General features: G+C 38.3%; 22 protein-coding genes and 1 tRNA gene. 15 read left to right on the forward strand and 8 right to left on the reverse strand.

Translation table 11 applies throughout. The features are described from left to right. Positions 1-165: 165 nt before the first annotated feature. Positions 166-238 (forward strand) — tRNA-Pro (locus bhn_RS04310). Positions 239-319: 81 nt separating this feature from the next. Here the strand turns inward: bhn_RS04310 and bhn_RS04315 are convergent. From bhn_RS04315 to bhn_RS04340, 6 genes are all read right to left on the reverse strand, one after another. Continuing rightward, the gene (locus bhn_RS04315; protein WP_071175531.1) at positions 320-1,678 is read right to left on the reverse strand and encodes a tyrosine-type recombinase/integrase; all 1,359 of its coding nucleotides are present in this window, start codon (positions 1,676-1,678) and stop codon (positions 320-322) included. Positions 1,679-1,712: 34 nt separating this feature from the next. Then, the gene (locus bhn_RS04320; protein WP_071175532.1) at positions 1,713-2,783 is read right to left on the reverse strand and encodes a hypothetical protein; all 1,071 of its coding nucleotides are present in this window, start codon (positions 2,781-2,783) and stop codon (positions 1,713-1,715) included. A gap of 121 nt (positions 2,784-2,904) precedes the next feature. Next, positions 2,905-3,672, reverse strand: coding sequence for an ATP-binding protein (locus tag bhn_RS04325; RefSeq protein WP_071175533.1), 768 nt, complete (start codon positions 3,670-3,672; stop codon positions 2,905-2,907). Continuing rightward, the gene (locus bhn_RS04330; RefSeq protein ID WP_071175534.1) at positions 3,669-4,487 is read right to left on the reverse strand and encodes a hypothetical protein; all 819 of its coding nucleotides are present in this window, start codon (positions 4,485-4,487) and stop codon (positions 3,669-3,671) included. Before bhn_RS04330 ends, bhn_RS04325 begins: the two co-directional genes overlap by 4 nt. Continuing rightward, on the reverse strand, positions 4,480-4,839 hold the full coding sequence (locus bhn_RS04335; protein ID WP_071175535.1) for a hypothetical protein: 360 nt from the start codon (positions 4,837-4,839) through the stop codon (positions 4,480-4,482). Before bhn_RS04335 ends, bhn_RS04330 begins: the two co-directional genes overlap by 8 nt. A 70-nt stretch (positions 4,840-4,909) precedes the next feature. Then, positions 4,910-5,098 (reverse strand): hypothetical protein, encoded by a 189-nt coding sequence (locus bhn_RS04340; RefSeq protein WP_071175536.1) that lies wholly within the window; start codon positions 5,096-5,098, stop codon positions 4,910-4,912. A gap of 136 nt (positions 5,099-5,234) precedes the next feature. Here bhn_RS04340 and bhn_RS04345 point away from each other — a divergent pair, with 136 nt between their 5' ends. Beyond that, the gene (locus tag bhn_RS04345; RefSeq protein WP_148661914.1) at positions 5,235-6,284 is read left to right on the forward strand and encodes a hypothetical protein; all 1,050 of its coding nucleotides are present in this window, start codon (positions 5,235-5,237) and stop codon (positions 6,282-6,284) included. Here the strand turns inward: bhn_RS04345 and bhn_RS16095 are convergent. After that, positions 6,263-6,538: an Arc family DNA-binding protein gene (locus tag bhn_RS16095; protein ID WP_334293125.1), complete on the reverse strand. Its 276-nt coding sequence runs from the start codon at positions 6,536-6,538 to the stop codon at positions 6,263-6,265. The genes bhn_RS04345 and bhn_RS16095 overlap by 22 nt on opposite strands. Positions 6,539-6,570: 32 nt before the next feature. On the opposite strand from bhn_RS16095, the gene bhn_RS04350 reads away from it, so the two are divergent. The 11 genes from bhn_RS04350 to bhn_RS04400 all read left to right on the forward strand — a co-directional run bounded on the left by bhn_RS04350 (position 6,571) and on the right by bhn_RS04400 (position 17,509). Beyond that, positions 6,571-7,344 carry a hypothetical protein gene (locus tag bhn_RS04350; RefSeq protein ID WP_071175538.1) on the forward strand — a complete coding sequence of 258 codons (774 nt, stop codon included), beginning with the start codon at positions 6,571-6,573 and terminating at the stop codon, positions 7,342-7,344. Positions 7,345-7,783: 439 nt separating this feature from the next. Next, a complete protein-coding gene (locus bhn_RS15675; RefSeq protein WP_071175539.1) occupies positions 7,784-8,431 on the forward strand; it encodes a PBECR4 domain-containing protein in 648 nt (215 codons plus the stop codon). A 686-nt stretch (positions 8,432-9,117) separates the two neighbouring features. After that, a complete protein-coding gene (locus bhn_RS04360) occupies positions 9,118-9,933 on the forward strand; it encodes a CPBP family intramembrane glutamic endopeptidase (protein ID WP_071175540.1) in 816 nt (271 codons plus the stop codon). Further along, the gene (locus bhn_RS04365) at positions 9,930-10,502 is read left to right on the forward strand and encodes a hypothetical protein (RefSeq protein ID WP_071175541.1); all 573 of its coding nucleotides are present in this window, start codon (positions 9,930-9,932) and stop codon (positions 10,500-10,502) included. The genes bhn_RS04360 and bhn_RS04365 overlap by 4 nt, the downstream gene beginning before the upstream one ends. After that, the gene (locus bhn_RS04370; protein WP_071175542.1) at positions 10,499-11,029 is read left to right on the forward strand and encodes a DUF308 domain-containing protein; all 531 of its coding nucleotides are present in this window, start codon (positions 10,499-10,501) and stop codon (positions 11,027-11,029) included. The genes bhn_RS04365 and bhn_RS04370 overlap by 4 nt, the downstream gene beginning before the upstream one ends. A 12-nt stretch (positions 11,030-11,041) precedes the next feature. Continuing rightward, positions 11,042-12,124 carry a DUF6765 family protein gene (locus bhn_RS04375; RefSeq protein ID WP_071175543.1) on the forward strand — a complete coding sequence of 361 codons (1,083 nt, stop codon included), beginning with the start codon at positions 11,042-11,044 and terminating at the stop codon, positions 12,122-12,124. A 22-nt stretch (positions 12,125-12,146) separates the two neighbouring features. Further along, on the forward strand, positions 12,147-14,279 hold the full coding sequence (locus bhn_RS04380; protein WP_071175544.1) for a M13 family metallopeptidase: 2,133 nt from the start codon (positions 12,147-12,149) through the stop codon (positions 14,277-14,279). Between the two features lie 55 nt (positions 14,280-14,334). Continuing rightward, positions 14,335-15,180 carry an ABC transporter ATP-binding protein gene (locus bhn_RS04385; RefSeq protein ID WP_071175545.1) on the forward strand — a complete coding sequence of 282 codons (846 nt, stop codon included), beginning with the start codon at positions 14,335-14,337 and terminating at the stop codon, positions 15,178-15,180. Beyond that, positions 15,177-15,908, forward strand: coding sequence for a hypothetical protein (locus bhn_RS04390; RefSeq protein WP_071175546.1), 732 nt, complete (start codon positions 15,177-15,179; stop codon positions 15,906-15,908). Before bhn_RS04385 ends, bhn_RS04390 begins: the two co-directional genes overlap by 4 nt. Then, entirely contained in the window at positions 15,905-16,648 is a 744-nt protein-coding gene (locus bhn_RS04395) for an ABC transporter permease (protein ID WP_071175547.1), read from the forward strand. The genes bhn_RS04390 and bhn_RS04395 overlap by 4 nt, the downstream gene beginning before the upstream one ends. Before the next feature lie 24 nt (positions 16,649-16,672). After that, positions 16,673-17,509: a CPBP family intramembrane glutamic endopeptidase gene (locus bhn_RS04400; RefSeq protein ID WP_071175548.1), complete on the forward strand. Its 837-nt coding sequence runs from the start codon at positions 16,673-16,675 to the stop codon at positions 17,507-17,509. 56 nt (positions 17,510-17,565) lie between these two features. On the opposite strand, the gene bhn_RS04405 is transcribed toward bhn_RS04400, so the two are convergent. Continuing rightward, the gene (locus tag bhn_RS04405) at positions 17,566-18,219 is read right to left on the reverse strand and encodes a hypothetical protein (protein ID WP_071175549.1); all 654 of its coding nucleotides are present in this window, start codon (positions 18,217-18,219) and stop codon (positions 17,566-17,568) included. Between the two features lie 190 nt (positions 18,220-18,409). Here bhn_RS04405 and bhn_RS04410 point away from each other — a divergent pair, with 190 nt between their 5' ends. After that, on the forward strand, positions 18,410-20,074 hold the full coding sequence (locus bhn_RS04410; RefSeq protein WP_071175550.1) for a bifunctional diguanylate cyclase/phosphodiesterase: 1,665 nt from the start codon (positions 18,410-18,412) through the stop codon (positions 20,072-20,074). 46 nt (positions 20,075-20,120) lie between these two features. After that, on the forward strand, positions 20,121-20,675 hold the full coding sequence (locus tag bhn_RS04415; RefSeq protein ID WP_071175551.1) for an ECF-type riboflavin transporter substrate-binding protein: 555 nt from the start codon (positions 20,121-20,123) through the stop codon (positions 20,673-20,675). Position 20,676: the final 1 nt, after the last annotated feature.

Consider the following 20,676-nt stretch of genomic DNA (forward strand, 5'->3'; position numbering starts at 1 on the left):
ACAGGGGCGTAAAGTTTTGCTTTGGACTTATCAAAAATGGGATTTTTGAAGGCGTCCAAATTCAAAACTTTACGCCTCTTTTTTATTTTAGTAGGAGATTTTCTGCCTCGGCCAGTAATACTTATTGATTTTATAACGCCTGCGTTATATAATGGAGAACGTCGTCGGGGTGTGGCTCAGTTGGTAGAGCACTATCTTAGGGAGGTAGGGGCCGCGTGTTCGAATCACGTCACTCCGATTGTCTGAAAGCCGCTTGTTTAGCGGCTTTTTCTTTGCCCTTTTTTAGAAAATGTTTGACCAAATGTTTGACTTGATCAGATTATCCAAGTAATTCTTCAAGATTTTGCTTGGACAAGGTATTATTGTTCTGTCTGTTGTAGTACCGTGTCATTGTACTATCAGAGTGACCAGCCGTAACTCTTATCTGATCTTCAACCATTTGTTTAGAATATGCTTCTTGTATTGCTCCGCGTCTCTGTGCGTGAGTTGACATGGGTTCTATGCCAGCATCTTTGCAATAATCTCTGATGTGTTCATTAACGCGGTTTGTGGCTATCGGAAGATTACCTTTACTGTTAAAAACATATTTCTTTTGACCATTGATAAGATAAAGCTCTTTGAGTATTCCTATTGCCTTATCTGTTAATGGTATTTCTCTTGCCACTTCATCAGCCTTAAGATGCTCATCATCTACTACAATGAGTTTTCCATCTACTTCTCTTTTTGATAATGAGTGCTTTATAGTAAGTGTCTCATTCTGAAAATCTACATCTTCCCAAGTAATAGCAAGCCATTCGCCGACTCTTTGCATGGAAGTCAGCCAAAATCTGATAGCAAGAGAATATACAGTCTGATTAGGTAGTGCTTTCAGATGCTTTTCAAGTTGCATGCGCCATTCCCTCGAAGTTGCCTTCTTTTTATCTATACTTTTAGCTTTTTTAGGGCACATGTTGTTAGGAAGAGCAACTACTGGATTGACAGTAATAAGCTTTTGCCATATGGCATAATCAAAAGTCTGTTTCAGGATACTTTTTGCCTGATCAATCTGTCTGGCAGTATACTTCCTGCTGGCTGTTAATCTTTTGAATGCATCAATAATATCACCTGTGATAACTGTTTGAACTGGAAATGTAGAAATAACATCCATTGCCCAGTATTTATTCCAGTACTGGTCTTTGCGTCTTGCAGTACTTGTTGGATAAGTAATTGAGCCTTCGTTATCAACTATAGGGGCATGATTATGCGCTGAAAAGATATTAAACACTTCCTGAACTGTTATAGTGCTTGTGCATTCCTTGGATGATGGAAGCATTCTTCCTAATACTTTTTTGTACAGTTCTTCGACAGACTTAGCAGAGATTTGCTTTCTTTTGCCATCTACTGTAATAGACACTAAATATAAAGTTTTATTAGGCTTAGTGACAGTGGTTATCTTTTTACCAAGTTCTTTTTCAATGGCTTGGATTTTGAGTTGTAATATTTGTTTATCCAAATCTTCGATAACAGCACCGACTGAGATTATATTAGCATAGTCGGAATCTGTTTCCAATCGAAGCTTTTTTGATGTCAGATTTGTGATCTGTTGGAATATATCATTAGAGCAATTGTGTTGATGATTTGCATTTATTGGCAATTGAAGATTAAAGGAAGTGCTGACAATATCATATTTAGTTTTCATATGTTCAGCACCTCCTTTCTGCTGTCATTAAGAATTATTCAAATGGAATATCGTTGTAATTAATATCTGACCATTCATTTCCACGAGCAAGCTTCTTTAATTCTTCATATCCTTTATATTGCTCACTAGGTAATTCGTAGGTTTTATATTCATCACCATTTTTGTAATGATATATGTATTTATTGATTCTCCTTAAAAGCTGGGATATTGGATCTTTTTCTTGATTATCTTTATCCACCATCCCACAATATATTTCTTCAGGAGAATATATACTTGTGATATGGATTTCTGTCCATAATGCGTAGCTATTAGCATACCTGCAATGCAATTGTGCTCGATAACCTTGAGTAATAGTTAAAAGAAGCTCAAACGGTAAAGAATGTTGTTTTAATTCATCTATGAACAGATATTTTTCTCCACAATACGAATCGAATCCACCAATGCCATGATTGGCGTAATCTGAGAAAAAGAAAATGTTTTCATCACCGACCTCTTCACATAATTTGACGTATGAAAATGATTTTCCACTACCACTTTCTCCACAATGCCATATGACGTCAACATTCCTTATGGGTGGTGTCTCTTTATATCTTTTATCAAAATAGCATTTTCTTATAAGGCTTTCTTCACGGCGAAATCGTATGTCTTCTCGCATTATTTGAGCTGGTGTATACCCTTCATCTATAAGAAGTTCGATAGATGAAAGCAATTCATTAGTATTAGATGCAGAGTACTTTTTATGCCCTTCAATGTTTCCAAAAGAAGTAAAGGCTATTACTTTTTCGCCTTTTTCATCAAAGGGAGGTTGCTTATTAATGTAAGCCAGCACCTGTTTTTTATTGCCTTTAGTTGCCTCCAAGTGGGCCTTAGGATACGCACGTTTCACCTTTGAAAATCTGCAAGAACCAGAATCTTCCAGAATCATATGAACGTGATGTAAACCTTCTGAAGATATACAGTATCCCCACCATCCTTTACGAAGTGAATTATCATTTATCCATTCAAATTTTAATTGCTCAATTATTTCTTCTGGAGTGCCTGAATAACCATGTTCCTTAGGGTTATTTAAAACTGCAAACCATGAGCGACTTATTGTATCATTCACTTGATTCCTCCTTTGTAACAGACGTCATTTCTGTTACGGATTTAATTACAGGGTGCTGCGCTGATGTAACAGATTCCCTAGGCGGGGGTAATACTACCGCCGCCTAGGGTCGAGTCATAGCTTACGCCAGAGGCGTGCTCTGACTCGAATCTCTATTGTGTTCCAAATTTCTCATTAAAATGTCATATATATGCCATTTCCAGTCATTTATGTCTGATATTAGCGGAAATTTTACTTTCCTTAGCTTGTGTCCATCTGATAAAAGATGGCCCTCACCACGTTTCATTGGTTCGTTTGGTATTTCTTCGCCCGTAAAGATCATGCCTTTTTGCTCCTTGCTGAGTCTACCTAGTCCTATTATTATTTGGAAATTGTCTCTTGATCCATTGGCAAAGAGGCTGGATTCAGCTCTCTGAGTAACGAGCCATGCAGCATGACTTATTCCTCGGCCAAGCATAAGTGTTGTTGCTATAGCATTCGTGACGTCTGAAACGAGCTTTGTTTTATTATCCTTATCCATCATTGACTGATAGAAGATATATGAAGGATACTCGTCAAAAATCAAGACTCTACGTTTGAATGATTTACCATTTTCTCTAGCATCATTGAATCTACGAAAAAACTCCATTACACCTTCATAACAATGTTGTCCTGCGTAGTACAGAGGATAATCATTCAAAAAACGGAAATCTTCAGAATTTTTAAAATCACATATAAATACCTCTGTCTCAGGAGAATCCTTTAATAGGCAACCAATAAGGTATAAGAGTGCATAGCTCTTTCCGCTTCCAGTTGAGCCTGTGAGCAATATATGGCAGTAATCCTGAATATTTAGTTTTATTGGAGCTGATGGTTTCCCATCAGCTCCTGTAGCATATCCGTAGATCATAGTTGGTCATCCCAAGAAGTACTAAAATCGCTTTTTGCATCAGAACGCATAAGGGCTCTTTGCTTTTGATTTCGAAGTAACAGTGCGTATTGGGGCGTCATAGGTACTACAGTTAACTTTATGTATGTACCCATATCTTCGACGGAATCTAAGCAAACACCATTGTAAAAAGTACCATTTTCGTCCTTATATGATTCAAGTATCATTGAAGAATTTGCTTGGCTTTTTAGCTTCCTGCTAATAGCACTTGTAATTTGCCGCTCCATTATTTCTATTTCATTATCATCAAGCAATTCTATTGTTTTTTTATAGCAGACAAAATAATAATAGGTGATGCCATTAATTACATCGTATTTGTTAACTGGCATTTCGATATCTCCAATTAGGGCAGGAAGTTTCAGGTTGGCTTCTTCAGCTACTTCACGTAAAACTTGAAACATAAAAGTACAGATTGGCTCATAACCACGGCTGGCATTGTCCTCTAATGCTAATTGATCTGCCTCTTCAATTATGACTTGCTGCTGCTTATTATGCTCCTGATTTGCAATAGATTGAGATTTGCCATAAGAATAAAGCAGGTAAATTAAAAATCCTACAAATATCCACTCGGGATGAGATATCAAGTAAGTTACAGGTATGGATAACAAGTAAGCTAGAGCAACTACAATTGATAATAACGAGCCCACAGATATGGAAAATAGGCCAATTATCTTTAAGTAGTTTTCGTTCTTTTTGTACTTGTTATATTGTTCCCAAAACCAATTTACAGGGCAGAGTATTATATTTTTTATTCTTTCCATTAACCATTTAAGCATTAGCTATTACCTCCAATGAATCTGCACTTGCACTAAGAATGTATTCGCCATTGTTATTTCGCCAAAACTTACCAGTCAGGTTCTTGAACTTTACTTTCTTTTGACCGCCAGATTGCTGCAAAAGCTCAGAAGTAAGGGGGATTTTCAAATCCTTAACTTTAACTGTTACAGACTTATACTGATTATCAGGACAAACTACGCTTACTTTCTTGCAAATTACTTCACCTGTAGGCTTACCGTCAGCATAGCCTTCGCCGTCAGTGATATTTAATGCAATTGCTGTTCCATCTGGGTTACCTGTAATTTGATTTGTATTAAGTTGTATGTTATTTGGGGTTATCATATTATTCATATATTATTTTTCCTTTCTTTGTTGCCAGTGTGATTTTCTACTTCGTTTATGTCCATAGTTGGTCTCCTAGTTATGATAATAAGTCTGCAACATCTACTTGCATTGGAATATCATATTTTTTTAAAATATTAATGAGAGATTGATTTTCAGCCTCGATATAGCAAAATTCATGATAATAACTGCTGATCATTTGCTGCCGATCAAGATTCTCTTTTATGCGATTACATATTACATCGCTAAGTAATTGCTTTTCATCCATATGGCATTCTCCTTTATTGTTAGTTTATATGTGAAAAAACAGCTGCTTTGTGATTTTAGTATATGGAATTTGGCATGCCCGATATAAGGTAGCAAACGAAAAAAAAACAGCCGTCTCAAAAGAAGTGGTAAAAGACATGAAAGATATTGAAATGCAAAAGAAAAAGATCATTGGTAGTATATTAGAGCATTATAATTACGATATGTATATAAAAACAGTGAATGCTTTAAAGTACTTAAGTCATCCGCCGAAAACGAGAGACGAATTTAAACAGATAGCTAAAGAATATGAAACTTCGCTCAAAAAAATATCGTTTGATTATGCTAAATCTATTGAAAACGAGGACACAAAAGAGAGAAACAATTCTTTGGCAGAAATTTATAGATGTTCTTTATATAGGGATCGAAAACCTCCGAAGAAGGTTATTGACTATTTCTTTGACAGATATAAATCTGTAAAGGGACTTAGAGATATATATAGCTTTGAAGTCACGCGCATAGTAGTCTCAACCTTAAAACAAAATGGTTACGATGCTGAAAAAGGATTCGATTGTAATTCTGTTAGTGGGGAATTGCAGAATTACTCTATTGAAAAGCTTGAAGCATTAAATGAAAGCATTGGGTGTATGCCTGAAGATTTTGAAGCGGAAATTGCTGATAATTGTCCTACAAGTATTGAATTATGGGAGGAGTACACTACTAACCTCTCAGATGCAGCACTATTATTCTTTTACAATAATTTTGATACGCTAAATGAATATATTGGTGATCTTAGGGGAATAATAGATGGAATATTTCATTTTGAAGCTGATGATTTTAGAAATATCATTAACGAATTAAAACATAAAAAAGCACATGCTAAAGACAGTAGGCTTTTTAAGCATTTTTCCGAATGCGAGTTTGATAATAATGTACATTTAACGAATAAAGATAGGGAGAAAATGTTAGAGAGCTTAAAGTCATATATTGAAAAGGTTCCAGATTATAGAGATCTAGATTCATTTGTCTCGCTTTGCTTTAAGATGCGCTATAATTACCAGCTGGTTTGGAAAACAATACTAGTAATTCTCAAACACTATGGCAATAAGCCAGCAGGGAAAAGAGTAAATGATTTGTTTGATCATTATTACAAGAAAAAAGCCACCATTTCGGTAGCTCAAATTGATCAATCACTTTTTAGACCTTGAATGGCATATTCCAAGCACTGAATGATTACTTTGTTTAAAGACGTATTATTATCTTCGGCTTCTTTTTCGAGGCGATTGATTATTTCCTCAGGAAGCCTGAATGTCTTGTTTACATAGGATGAATACTCTTTTTTTATTTCTAACATGTCTGCACCTCTAATATATAATTTTATATACATTGATGCACAGAATATAGAAGAGAAATACAAGATAAACATCTTGTATTTACACGATATGTGAATTAAAATCGTCATAGTATTGATTTTTTATCAAGGAGTAAATTAGGATGATGAAGAAGAATTTAGTAGCAATGATGGTAACTGTAGTTATGGTAGCTGGAGCACTTGTTGGTTGTGGTTCCAAGGAAGTTGCACAGGAGACAACTCCTGTAGCTGAAGCATCTGTTGCAGAAGCAACTGTAGAGGAGAATGCAGTGGACGCCGCTGCATCAACAGAGGAAAGTATTGTTGAGGAAACTGTAGTTGAGAAAGTAGAGCCTCAGACAAAAGAGATGAAGGTTCTTGCTGGTTCAACTAGGAAAGTAAATGGTAGTTATACGGATATATACTCATATATCTATGATGAAAATGGCGAAGTTGTAAAGGCAGTATGGTCTGATCCTAAAGATGAAGAAGTTGCAGAAATTCTTTCAAAAGAAGTTTTATCAGTAGAAGACTTTACGAACTTTAGTGAGAAGTATACAGTAGATTATATGCTTCCAACAAAAACAGAAAATGGTAGAATACTTGAGGGTCAGTGGTACGCAGCTGATGGTACAGATGAAAATGATAGAGTTGTATATACATACAATGATGCAGGTTCTGAGTTGACTAAGGATGAGTATGGTACTGACTGGGAAACACATGTAGTGTATACATATGATGAAAATGGATATCGTATATCTGAGGAAACAGTAGATGTAGATGGTGCAACTTACAATGTTGATGCAGAAGATATAGTATCAGGAATTGATGAAGATGGCACAATGATATATGTAACCTATAGTAATGGTGCAGAGGTAACTTTCTATTATACAACAATTGAAGTTGCAGTACAGTAACCTTAACTTTTGACAACTGAATATTGAATAGAGGGTTAATGGTCTATTGACCCTCTTCGTAGGAGTTGGAGAAAAGAAACTTAAGCGATAATAATATCACAATTATTTTACTTTTTTTGTGAAATAGTTGCATTGATTTTTGATTTGTAGTCGATATAATGAAAGTAGAAACAGAAATGTTTCCGATGTAAGAGCATCGTAAAAAGTTGTGCTGCGGATGGAGCAGGGTAATTATTCCATCTCATAAGATACCATTTGCAGGTATCGAGCCCGGCAACAGGGATAAATGTTGTAGTCCAGGCAGGGGACTTAATTATTTCTGCACCTTTAAGGCATCTTAACTGGGTGCCGAGGCTGACAACCAGCAGAAAACTCTTAACAAAAATAGTCTGAGGAGTGTGTTTAACCGCACACTCCTCTTTATGTATACGGAGAATCAATGCTAACTAAGGCTGAAAAGAAAAACATAATACGTCAAGATATATTGGATGCCGCTATTGTGTACAGTCAGAATCTTGCAGGACGGTCTTTTTTATATGTGTATGGGGAGGAATATTTTGAATTATACTTTCCAACAAACAGATTTCTGCATCTGACTGGTGTTGCAACTTATTTGTCTGGTAAAGAATTTTATAAAAATGCTAAGAATGCAACTTTAACATGTGATCAGTTCTTTTTTAATTCTGAACACCCTTATAACTCGGCTCGAAAGAAACTGCCGTGCTTAAAAAGAGCTCCTGAGCTTACAAATACTATGGTATGTGTATTGAAAGATATGCAAACGCTTTCTATAACATATAAGCTGAGTGTTACTAATTTGGAGTTTACTTTGGGATTAGTACAGCAGACTGATAATAATGGTAACGCAATGCCTAACAGGTTTATTCCAATGACTCTACGTGTGGAAGATTCATCTGTTAACAAAAGTGGCGGTGGAGAGGTAATCGATTTTATCTTTTCTAAAGATGCAAGTAAAGCAATCTATGATACTTTGACGATTAAGGACGAACGCAAAGAGATACCTGAAAGCGTACGAATGCTCATAACCAAAGAGCTTTGTGAATCAGAAGTAAGCAATCAGGAATGATTAATACATATGTATAGAAAAGTGTTTGACCAGTTGTTTGACCAAAGGCCAAGTCGGTGCCGTCAAACCTCCCTTCTATGCTGGTTTCAAAGTTTTGTAATTCGTGTTCGAATCACGTCACTCCGATTGATTTAGGCCTGCTTTTATGTGGGCCTGTTTTATTTTCTTGTTTTTTCTAAACAGACGTAAGCTGAGTCTAGTATTTACGTCGGAAATCCAAGTTTTTGGTGTTAGAAGTAGCTTCTTGAAAGCAGGTACGTCTTGATGGACGGTTTGCACTTTATTGACGTAATGTAGAGACAGAGATTACGTCTAGTTAAGAAGCAATTGCCAGCAGACGTAACACAGTGGGATAATTTTACGTCTATTAAGCAAGTATTGGATAAGAGAAGTAAATTTGAGTTATTACACTACGTCAGTATATATAAATTTGCGTATTTGTGCGTAACACAAGCCTAAATATAAGCACAAATCCAGCATAATCCCACCCCCAAGCAGAGACTACAAGAAAAAATACAAGTCAATGAAGAAAGGAAAACAATTGATAGATTACGGAAAAGAGCATAGGTCATTGTCTTAATATTTATACTTATTTAAGATAATTACTTAACTATAAATGGTAATATAAAAGTGATAAAAAATGATAATTGTAGGCCTTCCGTATATATCATTACAGGAGGAATTATATGAATAAAAGAGCAAAGAACCATTTATTATGCGAAAAGAAGCCCTATATCGCAGTTGTACTCAGCATCATTATTCCGTCGGCTTTTATAGCTGTAGGAGGATCGTTAGGTCAAAAGATTTCTGAAGAAGGCGGAAATATAGGAATTTGCATTGCTGCGGCAATAATGATGATCCTCTTTAAGGTTTGGTTTTCTCCAGAATTTAAAGGATTTGTGAAAGCGGAAACTTCGGCAAAAGATATTTGCATAATAATACTTCCGTTCATTGCTCTTCTTATATTTACATTGATCACGCCTTTGTGTATGGGAGTACCATTTTATTTCAATCCATCATTTAAAGCGATCACTATGGGGCTTTCTGCTGGATTCGGAGAAGAGACAATGTTCAGATTATTGGCTCTGGCACTTATCATGAGATATGTTAAGAGATCAAAAAGACTTGTTGCAGTGATCTTATTATCTGTAATCTTCGGATTGATGCATTTAGGTAACATCTTAGAGGGGGCAGATATGCTTATGAGCCTGATACAGGTGATTCATGCTACTTTTTTGGGGCTTTTGTTTTCTGAATTGTTCTTAATGACTGGTAGCGTAATATTTCCAATATTTGCACACGGTTTGTTCGACTATATTTGTTTTGTAACGGATCCATACCTTTCCGCGGAAGGCATACTTACACAGCAGTATAACACGGGACGACTGGTGTATGACATTATAGTGGCTGCAATCATTGGTATATTCGCACTTTATTTGTTAAGCAAAAACAAGATGGCAAAAGCTGGTGAAATATGGGATAAGAAGTGGAACCAAGTATGAATGATACATTATACAAGCCCCAAAATCAGGGAATACAGATTCAGCTTCGTCGTTATAGGGATAGTTTGGCTATAAGTGGCGGGATGGTGATCATCATGTCAATATGGGATGTCATCAAGCTATTTATCGTTTTTTTTCTGGGGGAAGATACAATTGCAAAACATATTGAAATAGCAATGAATCAAGGCGGCATCATAGCTATTGGCACTGAATTTGAGAAGTTTGTGAAGATCATTTCGTGGATAGTAGTTCTTCTGATACTCTTTCTTTTTTGTGCTGTAGCTTTTTTGTACCATCTGTACATTGGGTTAAATGCTTATAGAGTGGGACGACAGACTGCCAAAAAGTGTAACAGGCTTTATCTTGTGTTTTCTTTCCTTAGCGCAATATTTACTGGAATGTTGATAATATCGAATATTTTCTATTTTTTTAACGCCGCAGATTCAAGCGGAAATATAGACTTGGCCTTTTTTATCATGGAAGTTACAGCGCTTGTTAATTACATATTGATTTTGTATGCGGCTTATAAAATCAGAAAACTTGAAAAGATAGAGTGGGGAACTAGATGACGATCTGGAAAAAAATAGAAAACATCATTTCGGCTGTTTCAATGATCCTCATAGGCATTGCATTGCTTGTTTTTGGTGAAAAAGCATATATGGCTATTATTGGGGTGTTTTCTTTAAGCTTGGAGATAAGGGGCATTCGTAAGCTTTGGTATTATTTCAGCATGGCTCGTTACATGGTAGGTGGACGGAATATTCTGTTTCTTGGAATCTTATACTTTGATTTTGGAGTATTAACCGGATCTCTTGTGTGGGTACCAAAAGTATATGTCCTTATGTACTTAGCAGGAACACTTGCATTTTCAGGCATAGTGAACCTCATTGGTGCAAATGAGGCCAGAAGAATACAAAGCTCTTGGAAAATTAAGACTTTCCAGGGGCTGGTTAAGATCCTGGTTGCTGCTAGCTGCCTGATCTTTATGAGAAGTGGAGCGAGAGTTGTGAGTATTTGTGCAATAGGCTTTATTCTTTCAGCAGTCATAAGTATAGCTAATACTTTCCGCCGTCAACAGGTTATAACTATTGGTTAAACAGGAGAAAAAATGCAGGGAGATTTTCATTATTATGCTACATACTGCGCTGCATTGCTGGCTGGATACGATCATAAAAGCAGCCTTGATATATGTTATGGGGCCCAGTTGGTTGATCACTGTTCAAGGACTTGGCTGAAAAAGTCAGGGGGACCATCAGCGGCAGCCACCACCCAGTTACAGGCAGAGCTATTACAGGCAAGAACAGACCAGATAGGTTTGTGCGATATAACAAGAATCTGGGCAGCTTTTCATTTTTTGCCTAAGGATCTATATGCAGATGTAGATAAGGGCTCAAAGAATTATAAAGATAAATACCGATTGATATGCGGGCCGAATGGCAACCTATTGGTGGATACAGTGAAAAATGCAAAGGGTAGGGGCTTGGAAGCTGCTGGAATTGCCATGCATGTTCTAGCTGATACCTGGGCTCATACATTTTTTGCAGGAACTCCTTCATTGGTAATAAATAACACAAACTGGTACTTTTATGAACTTTTTCCAGGGAATGGCTCAGAGCCAGAACGTAGACGGATCGAGTTTTCTCATAATCCAACTGCATCGGAGGACGTGGATAAACCAGTATACGTTGGTAGTGTATATCAGTCATATGAGAATTCAATCATGAATCTGGGACATGGACGTGCCGGACATTTGCCCGATTATAGTTACATCAGATATGTTTATCTGCCTGCATGGGGAGACTACAAAGAAATTATCAAAGATAATCCACATGATTATGAGCATGCTTTTGCTCAGATGGTATATGCTCTGAGTTACCTCAATGGGGAGATAGATGTGTTTGAAAAAGATACTTATGCCTGGGATAAAATTCAGCCACATCTTGATAGGATTCGCGGGATAATTGCAAAAAGACAGGTTGATGCTTCAGCTGACTGGAAGGCCCTGGGGAAAAGCATTTCCGGGGAAAAAATTCCGGATTTTGATATGGACGCATATGTCGATCTGTATCTGCTAGCCGGGGATAAGTCAGACACATATCTTGGTCGTTTCTATGAAGCAGCTCTTTCACATAAAAAGATGATAGCTGGAAAGATAATGGAATCAGGCAATAGGCTTGTGGGTGTTTTATAGATGAGATAGGAGAAGGTAGTCAATGAGAGAAAACAAATGGAATATATTCAGAAGAACTACATCAGTATTTCTTATGACCGCTCTGATACTCGTGTCTGTAGGATGTGGAGATGGCAGTGACGAGACAGAAGATGTTTCCGGAACACCTGGAGGAGGAAAGTGGGTTGATTCTGATGTGATCGGCGTGGTTGGGGCTAAAGACAACATACGGCTTCAGGATGACTTTGCTGCGGCTGCAAATAAAGACTATATTTTGTCTGCAGTTATAGATCCTGCTTATGAAGAGGCCAGTATAGTCCTTGATGCATCCAAGCTGATATACGAAAGATGTATGGCGATTGCCTCTGATGATACTATGACAGGTGCCAATGCAGAAAAGTACAAGTCTTTGGTAAAGCTATACTCTGATTGGGATGAGAGAAATAAGCTTGGAGTAGAACCGCTTAAAAAATATATTTCAGACATACAAAGCATATCTTCTATAAGTGAACTTACAGATTATCAGGGAAGCCTTGAGAAAAATCCCTTTGGCCTTGGGTTATTGATACCGGATTCCATAGGACCGCAACTGCAGTTTCCGGACAAGAGTACACTAAACCTCAAGGCACCAGCTCTTTCTCTCGGATCTGCCTCTTCATACGTGGAATATACAAGTAACACATTAGCAGCCAAGGAAAGATGCGATGATGTAATTGGCTATTATCTTGGACGACTTGGTTTTTCAGAAAAAGAGATCAAAGACATCATAAAAGGCAATTACAGAATAGAGACATATATCGCCAGAAACAGTAATATGGATTATTTCGGCGTAAGAGAAATGATTACACAGGCTCAAAATAACAGAGAAGGGATAGATGCCTTACAAGGGGGCTACCCGCTCTTACAGATATTAGATAGCAGAGGCTACTTAGGATGCGATAGTTTTTACGTGGATTACACATATCTTAAGTCTCTATCCGGGATTTATAGCGAAAAGAATCTTAAGGATATTAAGGCATTTCTTATAGTACATACCATTGATTCGATCAAGTATCTTCTTGATCGCGAATCATATGAAAAGATGGTTGCCCTTTATAACCCAAGCACCGGTAGCCAGGAGGGATTATCAGATGGCCAGTGCAGCGTCCTCTTTAGAAATGATATGAAAATCTGCGGATTTCTTCCATTGTTAGATACTTTATACCTGGAAAAATATTTTAAGGACAGCAAAAAGACAGATCGGGTAGAGGAATTTACTGACGCGCTGATAAAAGTTTATTCACAAATACTTGATGAAGAAGACTGGATGTCAGAGGATACCAAAACTGCTGCAAAAGAAAAATTGCAAAATATGGCTCTGCACCTCGTAAAGCCTGATAATGTTGCTGATTATTCAGCAGCGGAAATAAGATCCTACGAGGAAGGAGGCAACCTTGTTGAGGCTGCAGCTGAGGGCAGGCGCATGTTGGAAGCTCACAGGGCTGCTATAAGTAAGAATCCAGACTGGGACAGATTTAAGTGGGATATCTATGATACAGGTAAAACTACTACCGAGGTTAACTGCGTATATTATACAGGAGAAAACGGCATCTATATAATGGCAGGTTACTTAGCCATGTGTGATGCGGCATTCGGAGAGGATGCATCACTTGAGCAGTTTGCTGGAATCGTAGGAACTACTATTGGCCATGAGATAACTCATGGATTTGATTCTAACGGAACAAAGTTTGATCTGTACGGACGTCAGTTCGATGAAAATATAATCCCTATCGACTGGATGGCGGTACAGGACAGGTCAAAGATGGATGAAAAAGCATCAAAGCTTGCCGGTTATTTTTCACTGGCAAGACCTATTCCTGGTATGCAGAAAGTAAATGGAAACAATATAAAAGATGAAGCCATAGCTGATATGGGAGGCATCAAGTCAGTTCTATATGTGGCAAGGGATTTACCTGATTTTGATTATGACGAGTTTTTCAGGGCCTTTGCAAGGCAATATGCACAGCAGACAACTAAGGAAAGCGAGCTTGGCACAATGAGAGGTGACGTACATCCTCTTCCTTTCCTCAGAATAAACATTATGCTCCAACAATATGATGAATTCATTGAAACCTATGATATTAAGCCGGGAGATGGAATGTACTTAAACCCGGAAAAAAGAGTCAATGTCTGGTGATGGCTTATCCAGATATATCCAGATAATAAACTTTCGTTTTTAAAGGAGACTAATTATGGGATCAGAGATTTCAAATGCAGCAATAAGGCTTGATAACATAATCAAAAGCTATGGTAAGCATGATGTACTAAAAGGTGTCACCATGCAGGTTAATAAAGGCAATATATACGGCCTGATAGGTAAAAATGGTGCAGGAAAAACCACCATATTCAAGATGATTCTTGGATTGTCGGAATACACTTCCGGCACTGTTTCCATAGATGGCTCAAAGAATCGAAAAGAGCTGTTTGAAGGCAGGTCAAAGGTTGGATTTTTTGTGGGATCCAATTTCTACGGATACCTTTCAGGACGAGCAAATCTTGAATACTATGCAGCTGCAAAGGGACTCAAAGGAAAAGCTCTAAAGCAGGAAGTGGACCGCGTTCTCAAGGTTGTAGGTCTTACAGACGGCAAGGAGAATCAGAAAGCCAAGGGATATTCCCTTGGAATGAAACAGCGTCTTGGAATAGGAAATGCGATCCTTGGAAATCCTGACATTCTGATTCTTGACGAACCGACCAACGGCCTGGATCCTCAGGGCATAGCCGATATCCGGCATATGATACGCAGGTTCAGGGATGAGTTTGGTATGACAGTCATAGTGTCAAGCCATATTCTTGGTGAACTGGAGAATACTGCAGATCGCTTCGGTATAGTACACAACGGAGTTATAGCAAAAGAGATAACACAGGATGACCTTTCTGCAAAGCGCCCTGAAGTAGAACTGACAGTTTCTGCAGGTAATCTGGAAAGAGCCAAAAGTATTCTTAAAGAAAATGGTATTGATATCCTGAAAGAAGGAAAAGAAAAAGTTACTTTGGAAGACTATTACTTTGAACTCATTGGAGGATCAGCAGAATGAGAAATTTGTTAAGAGCAGATTTGAAACGTATCTTTCGAGTTGGCCTTATCTATGCAGGTCTTTTGCTTGCGCTGATCTATATCTCATATACAGTACTTGAAGGCGTTGTAAATGATGGCTCGATCGGACTGATAAATGGTGTGCAAAAATCACTTAGCGGAGCGCCTATGGCTCTTTTTATAGTCTTTCCCACATTCTATGCTGTTTTTGCACATGAGTTGTCTTCAAAATCCATGCAGACTGTGCTTGGTCATGGCATAACCAGGGATAAGCTCATAATCGCCAAGCTCCTTGATGCCGCCATCGTACTTCTTTGCCTGTATCTGGTCATAATTACAGTGGCTCTTATTGTAATAAATACAGGATCAGCAATCGTACTAAGCCCGCAGCAACAGGTGAATCTTATTATATTTATCCTTCTGAGGTGGCTTAGACATTTTGGATACATTGTCTTTTCTGCAATGATCATGTACATCTCTGGCTCGACAGTCCTTGGTATCATCGCATGTATCGCATTTACGGTTGTGTTTAAACTGGTGTTTAACATAGTAGAATTTTTTTCTTCGCTTTCGTTATATGACTATACCTTTGACGGTATGCTTGATTGGGCATATACCGGAATAGAAGTGGGAGCAGCCCCCTGGCAGCTTCTGCCTGCAGCCTGTTATCTTTTGGCAGCCTTGGCGATCACCACTTATTTTTTCCGGAGAAAGGAGTTTGACTTTTGAAAAATCTAATTTTTGCAGATGTTAAAAGAATCCTGAGAAAACCGTCATTTTGGATTGTGCTTGGAATTTGCCTCCTTATTTCACTCTTATGGACTATTCAATCAAAGGGCGATGGGCTCAGCGGACTTTCATTTGCTTCTAATCAGGGAACAGCTATAAAAACAATGAATCTGTTTATTGGAATTGCCATATATGTGAGTGTATATGCTGATGAGTTCACGTCAAATTCTATGCAGTGCCTCATTGGAAGAGGAATTTCCAGAAGGAGGCTTCTGATTGCTAAGTTCATTAATTGCGTGATCGTGACCTTTATTTCATATGGAATCTATACTCTTTTCATCACCATTGTAGGTCTGGGAATGGGCGCAAAGATGAATGCCTCAGAAAGCAGCTTTTTATATAGTTCAATACTGGTCAATGCTTTTACAGTTCTGGGCTATGCAACAATATCCATGATCATTCTTTTCTGGAGCAAGAATGTTGCCTATGCAACACTGGTGGATGCATTCCTGCTTTTTGCAGGAGATACGCTGTTGAGCGGTCTGAATGCTATTCCAGTGATCAACCTTTTGCATATAGACAGGCATATTTTTGCACATGCCCTGGAGTGTGCAAAGGCAGACTTGCTGCTTACCGGTGGCACGGCAATCTTTACACTGCTTTGGCATGTCGCAAAGATATGCACTATTTCCATTATTTTGGCATATCTGCTCTTTAGGAAAAAAGAGCTGGATTTTTGATATGATTCATTCAGGAGAATACCAATGTTAAAAAAGTATATTGAATTCATGAAAAGATCTCCGCTGATAACTGCTGCGCTCTGCATAGTATATGTGGTTGTGTGTTTTAAAGCGGTGCCTGGAGAGTCGAATTTTCAGTTCTTTATAATAAGGACCATGCTTTGCGGAGCAGTGTGCTTTTTCTTGTACCAGATATCTGGAGATAAGACACTGACATCCTGCTATGTTTCCACTGGATATGTTATTGTGAATTCCATAGGATTTCTGGTGATGTCCCTGATCATGGGTTCAGTTTTGCTGATCTCTGGTATAGAAGATCAGGTTCCACTGAAAGATAACCCGGTATTGGAAATTATCATCGTGTTTCTTATGTTCATGTCTGTGGGCCTTTTTGAAGAACTGGCTTTCAGGGCAGTTATAAACGATGCGATAATCTATAAGTTCAGGGAAAAGAAATATGTCTTTGTCCTAAGTGCTGTAGTATCTTCAGTAGTATTCGGGGCAGCACATATTGTGGGAGAATTCGATGTCACGTCCTCTATCGCATGGGGACAGGCTGTAGCCAAAACCTTGGAATCAGGCGTTTTTGGACTGGCCCTTCTTATACTGTATTGGAAGACCAGAAATATATGGGCCTGCGGTGTGACACATGGATTGTTTGACTTTTTTGCTGGTTATACAGAAGGATTATTTGTTCCGGTGAATAATTCAGGTTCATCGTATATCAATACCGGTGAAGACGGAGTACGGATCCTTATTACATACTTTGTGGTCGCTGCAATAAATACAGTCCTGACGTTTATTGTATGGAAGAAGGTTGGTAAGACTATTGACTTTGAAAAAATAAGGCGAGAGTGGTAGGGAATATCCAAAGATAATGTCTTTTAAAGAATAAGACCGCAGATATGCGGTCTTTTTTATATCCTACTATGCACTCTGTCTACGAAGAACCACGTACCCACTAGTATCAAGATCGATACTATGAAGAGATGCGATGAGGTTATCTGGAATTTGGAGGTAGATTCAGATTTTGGAACACCGTCCTGGTAGAGGATGAGGCAATTTGCGATGGAATTGGCTTCAATGGTTATGGTGTCAGCTTCTTTATCTATGTCATTAAGTAGTGTACAAACGCCTTTGTTATTGGCAAGTACGTAGTACTCTCTGTTTTCTTTTCTAAGATATAATGGAACATCAAACTGGAACTCCACTGGTTCTTTTAACGAATCAACGCTGCTGTCTGAGTCTCCAATAGCCTTGGTGGAACGGGCATCAAAGAAAACTCCTTCACTTACCTTTCCAATCTCTTTTTCTATATTGGCGATAGCGATTTCATATTGTGAAGAAATTTCAGATGATGGGATTTCATCTGACATAACAAAAGTAAAGCTGACTTCTGCGTTTGAACCTTCATCGATGTAAGAAAGCTCTTTTGCCGTGAAACAGGAGTCAACTAATTGTGTATAGTCGCCAGCTCGTATGGCTGGGGGAGAAATTTCGGTTGTGCTTGCGGTGTTAAAGATGACTGTAACGGTACCTTCACCGCGTGAGATCTGAGTAGACTCGTGCATGAGACCTCCCGAAAATACTGAGTAAGACGCTCTTTTTTGTAAATTAATGATACTATAAAAGCTCATTTTCTTTGCTAAAAAAAGTGTAAAGAAAAAATAAGTTTTCTTTTTATAATTTGGTGATTTAGTGTACAATAAGATTAGTGTGGTAGTATAACGTAACCAATAGACTAGAAAATAGGAATACAACATGAATCCCGACTTTATCTTTGGTAAAAACGCTTATTATTACAATCGAGAGGTAGAGGCAGAAAAAATCTTACGCCTCGTCAACTATGGAGCCCAGTATGAAGACAATGGGCTTATCATTCTGACTCAGGACAAGCACTGTGTCTATGCCAATAAACGTGCATTTTCCATGTTACACTCAGAAGATGATCTTGATATGCTTTACGAGAGTTTTTTGAATTGGATGAAAGATATTGGCGTTGCCTGGGATACTCCTGCGTGGAGCAGAATCTATAAGGTTGATGATAAGGAGAGACTCTTTAGAGTAAGGTATCGTCAGCTCTTGGATGACGAGAGTATGCCTGCAGGCCATGTTTATATAATCCAGAATCTTTCTGATGTTATAGAAAATGGAATGGGCGAACAGTACAGACTCACTCATGATGAGCTTACCCATCTTTACAACAAAGAGGGATTTTTCCAGGAGACCAGAAAGCTACTTAATGCTAATCCTGACAAAGACTTCCTTCTTATCTATTCCAATATCAAGGATTTCAAGCTCATAAATCAGCTTTTTGGCCTTGAAAAAGGTAACGCCATCCTGATGCACATTGGTGAACTTCTTGCACAGCGAGTTATGGACGATGACGTCTATGGCAGGATCAATGGAGATCACTTTGCGCTTGTTATGCCAAAGGAAAGGTTCAGTGAAAAAGATTTTTCACTTGCTGTAAATGAGCTTGCAGGGCGAATCATCAGTACATCTTATTCTATTCACATTCAGATCGGTATCTATGAGATCGTTGATCCGGGGATGGATATTTCTTTTATGTGCGACAGAGCCTACATGGCATGTAAGTCTATCAAAAGAGATAACGCCTGCGAGATAGCGTGGTATAGCGATGATATGCTTGTTAATGCTCTTTTGGAAAAAGAGATCCTTTCAAGCTTTGATTTTGCACTCTTTGATCAGCAGTTTGGAATATACCTGCAGCCTCAGATAAGAGCAAATGGGGAAGTGTATGGAGCAGAGGCCCTTGCAAGGTGGCTTCATCCAGAAAATGGAGTAATAGAGCCGGAAGTCTTTATCAAGGTTCTTGAAAAGGCAGATCTTATCTATAAGCTTGATAAGTATGTATGGGAACTTGCGGCAAGGCAGCTTGCGGCCTGGAAGGGAACTGAATGGAGTAAGATGTCTCTTTCAGTTAATGTCTCTCCAAAGGATCTTTATTATCTGGATATCAAAAAAGAATTTACAAGTCTCATTGAGAAATACAAGATAGATCCACTACATCTTAACATCGAGCTTACAGAGACAGCTGTAACATCTGATGTCAACAAGTGTGCAAAGCTTATAGCAGAACTTAGACAGAGCGGCTTTATTGTTGAGATCGATGATTTTGGAAGCGGATATTCATCTCTTAATATGTTAAAAGATATAAATGCAGATGTCCTCAAGATCGATATGGGATTCTTAAGAAGGACTGACAACCATGAGAGAGCTATGGTCATTCTCAGATATACTATAGATATGGCCTATGAACTTGGCATGGGAGTTATCACTGAAGGCGTAGAAACTAAGGAACAGTTTGAGAAGCTTATCGAGATGGGATGCGAGATGTTCCAGGGCTTTTATTTTGATGAGCCAATGCCTGTAGAAATGTTTGAAAAGAAATATAAAAGATAGTACTATAAGTACGTTGCTAACAATATATTCACGTGGAGGAAAAGTGATGGATAAAAAGTTTGGGATTAAAGAAGTTGTTGCTATGGGTATAGGAACTGCCCTGTTTGTAGTACTTACAAATGTTCAGATTCCAGTTTTTTTCGTTCCTAACACATCTCTTCAGCCTAGAATGGCAGTTCTTGCATTCTTCGCAGCTGTATTTGGCCCTATCGTTGGTGGTGTAGTTGGTCTTCTTGGTCACGCACTTGGCGATGCTCTCTTTTATGGCGGAGTATGGTGGAGCTGGGTATTCCCAGAAGGTGTTGTAGGAATTGCTGTTGGTTTCTTTGCAGCTAAGTATGCTGTTAAAGAAGGCGGCTTCAACACAAAGAGCTGTATTCTTTTCAATGTCATTCAGGTTGTTGCAAATGCAGTAGCTTGGATCGTTGTAGCTCCAGTTCTTGATATTCTCGTATATTCAGAACCAGCCAACAAGGTATTTGCACAGGGTGCAGTTGCATTCGTTTGCAATATCGTTATAATTGGTATTCTCGGATCAATTCTTCTTACGGTTTACTCAAAGGTAGCTGGTAAATCATCTGATCTGAAGGCGGAGGATTAAT

It is taken from the genome of Butyrivibrio hungatei, from assembly GCF_001858005.1.
Classification (GTDB): Bacteria; Bacillota; Clostridia; order Lachnospirales; family Lachnospiraceae; genus Butyrivibrio; species Butyrivibrio hungatei.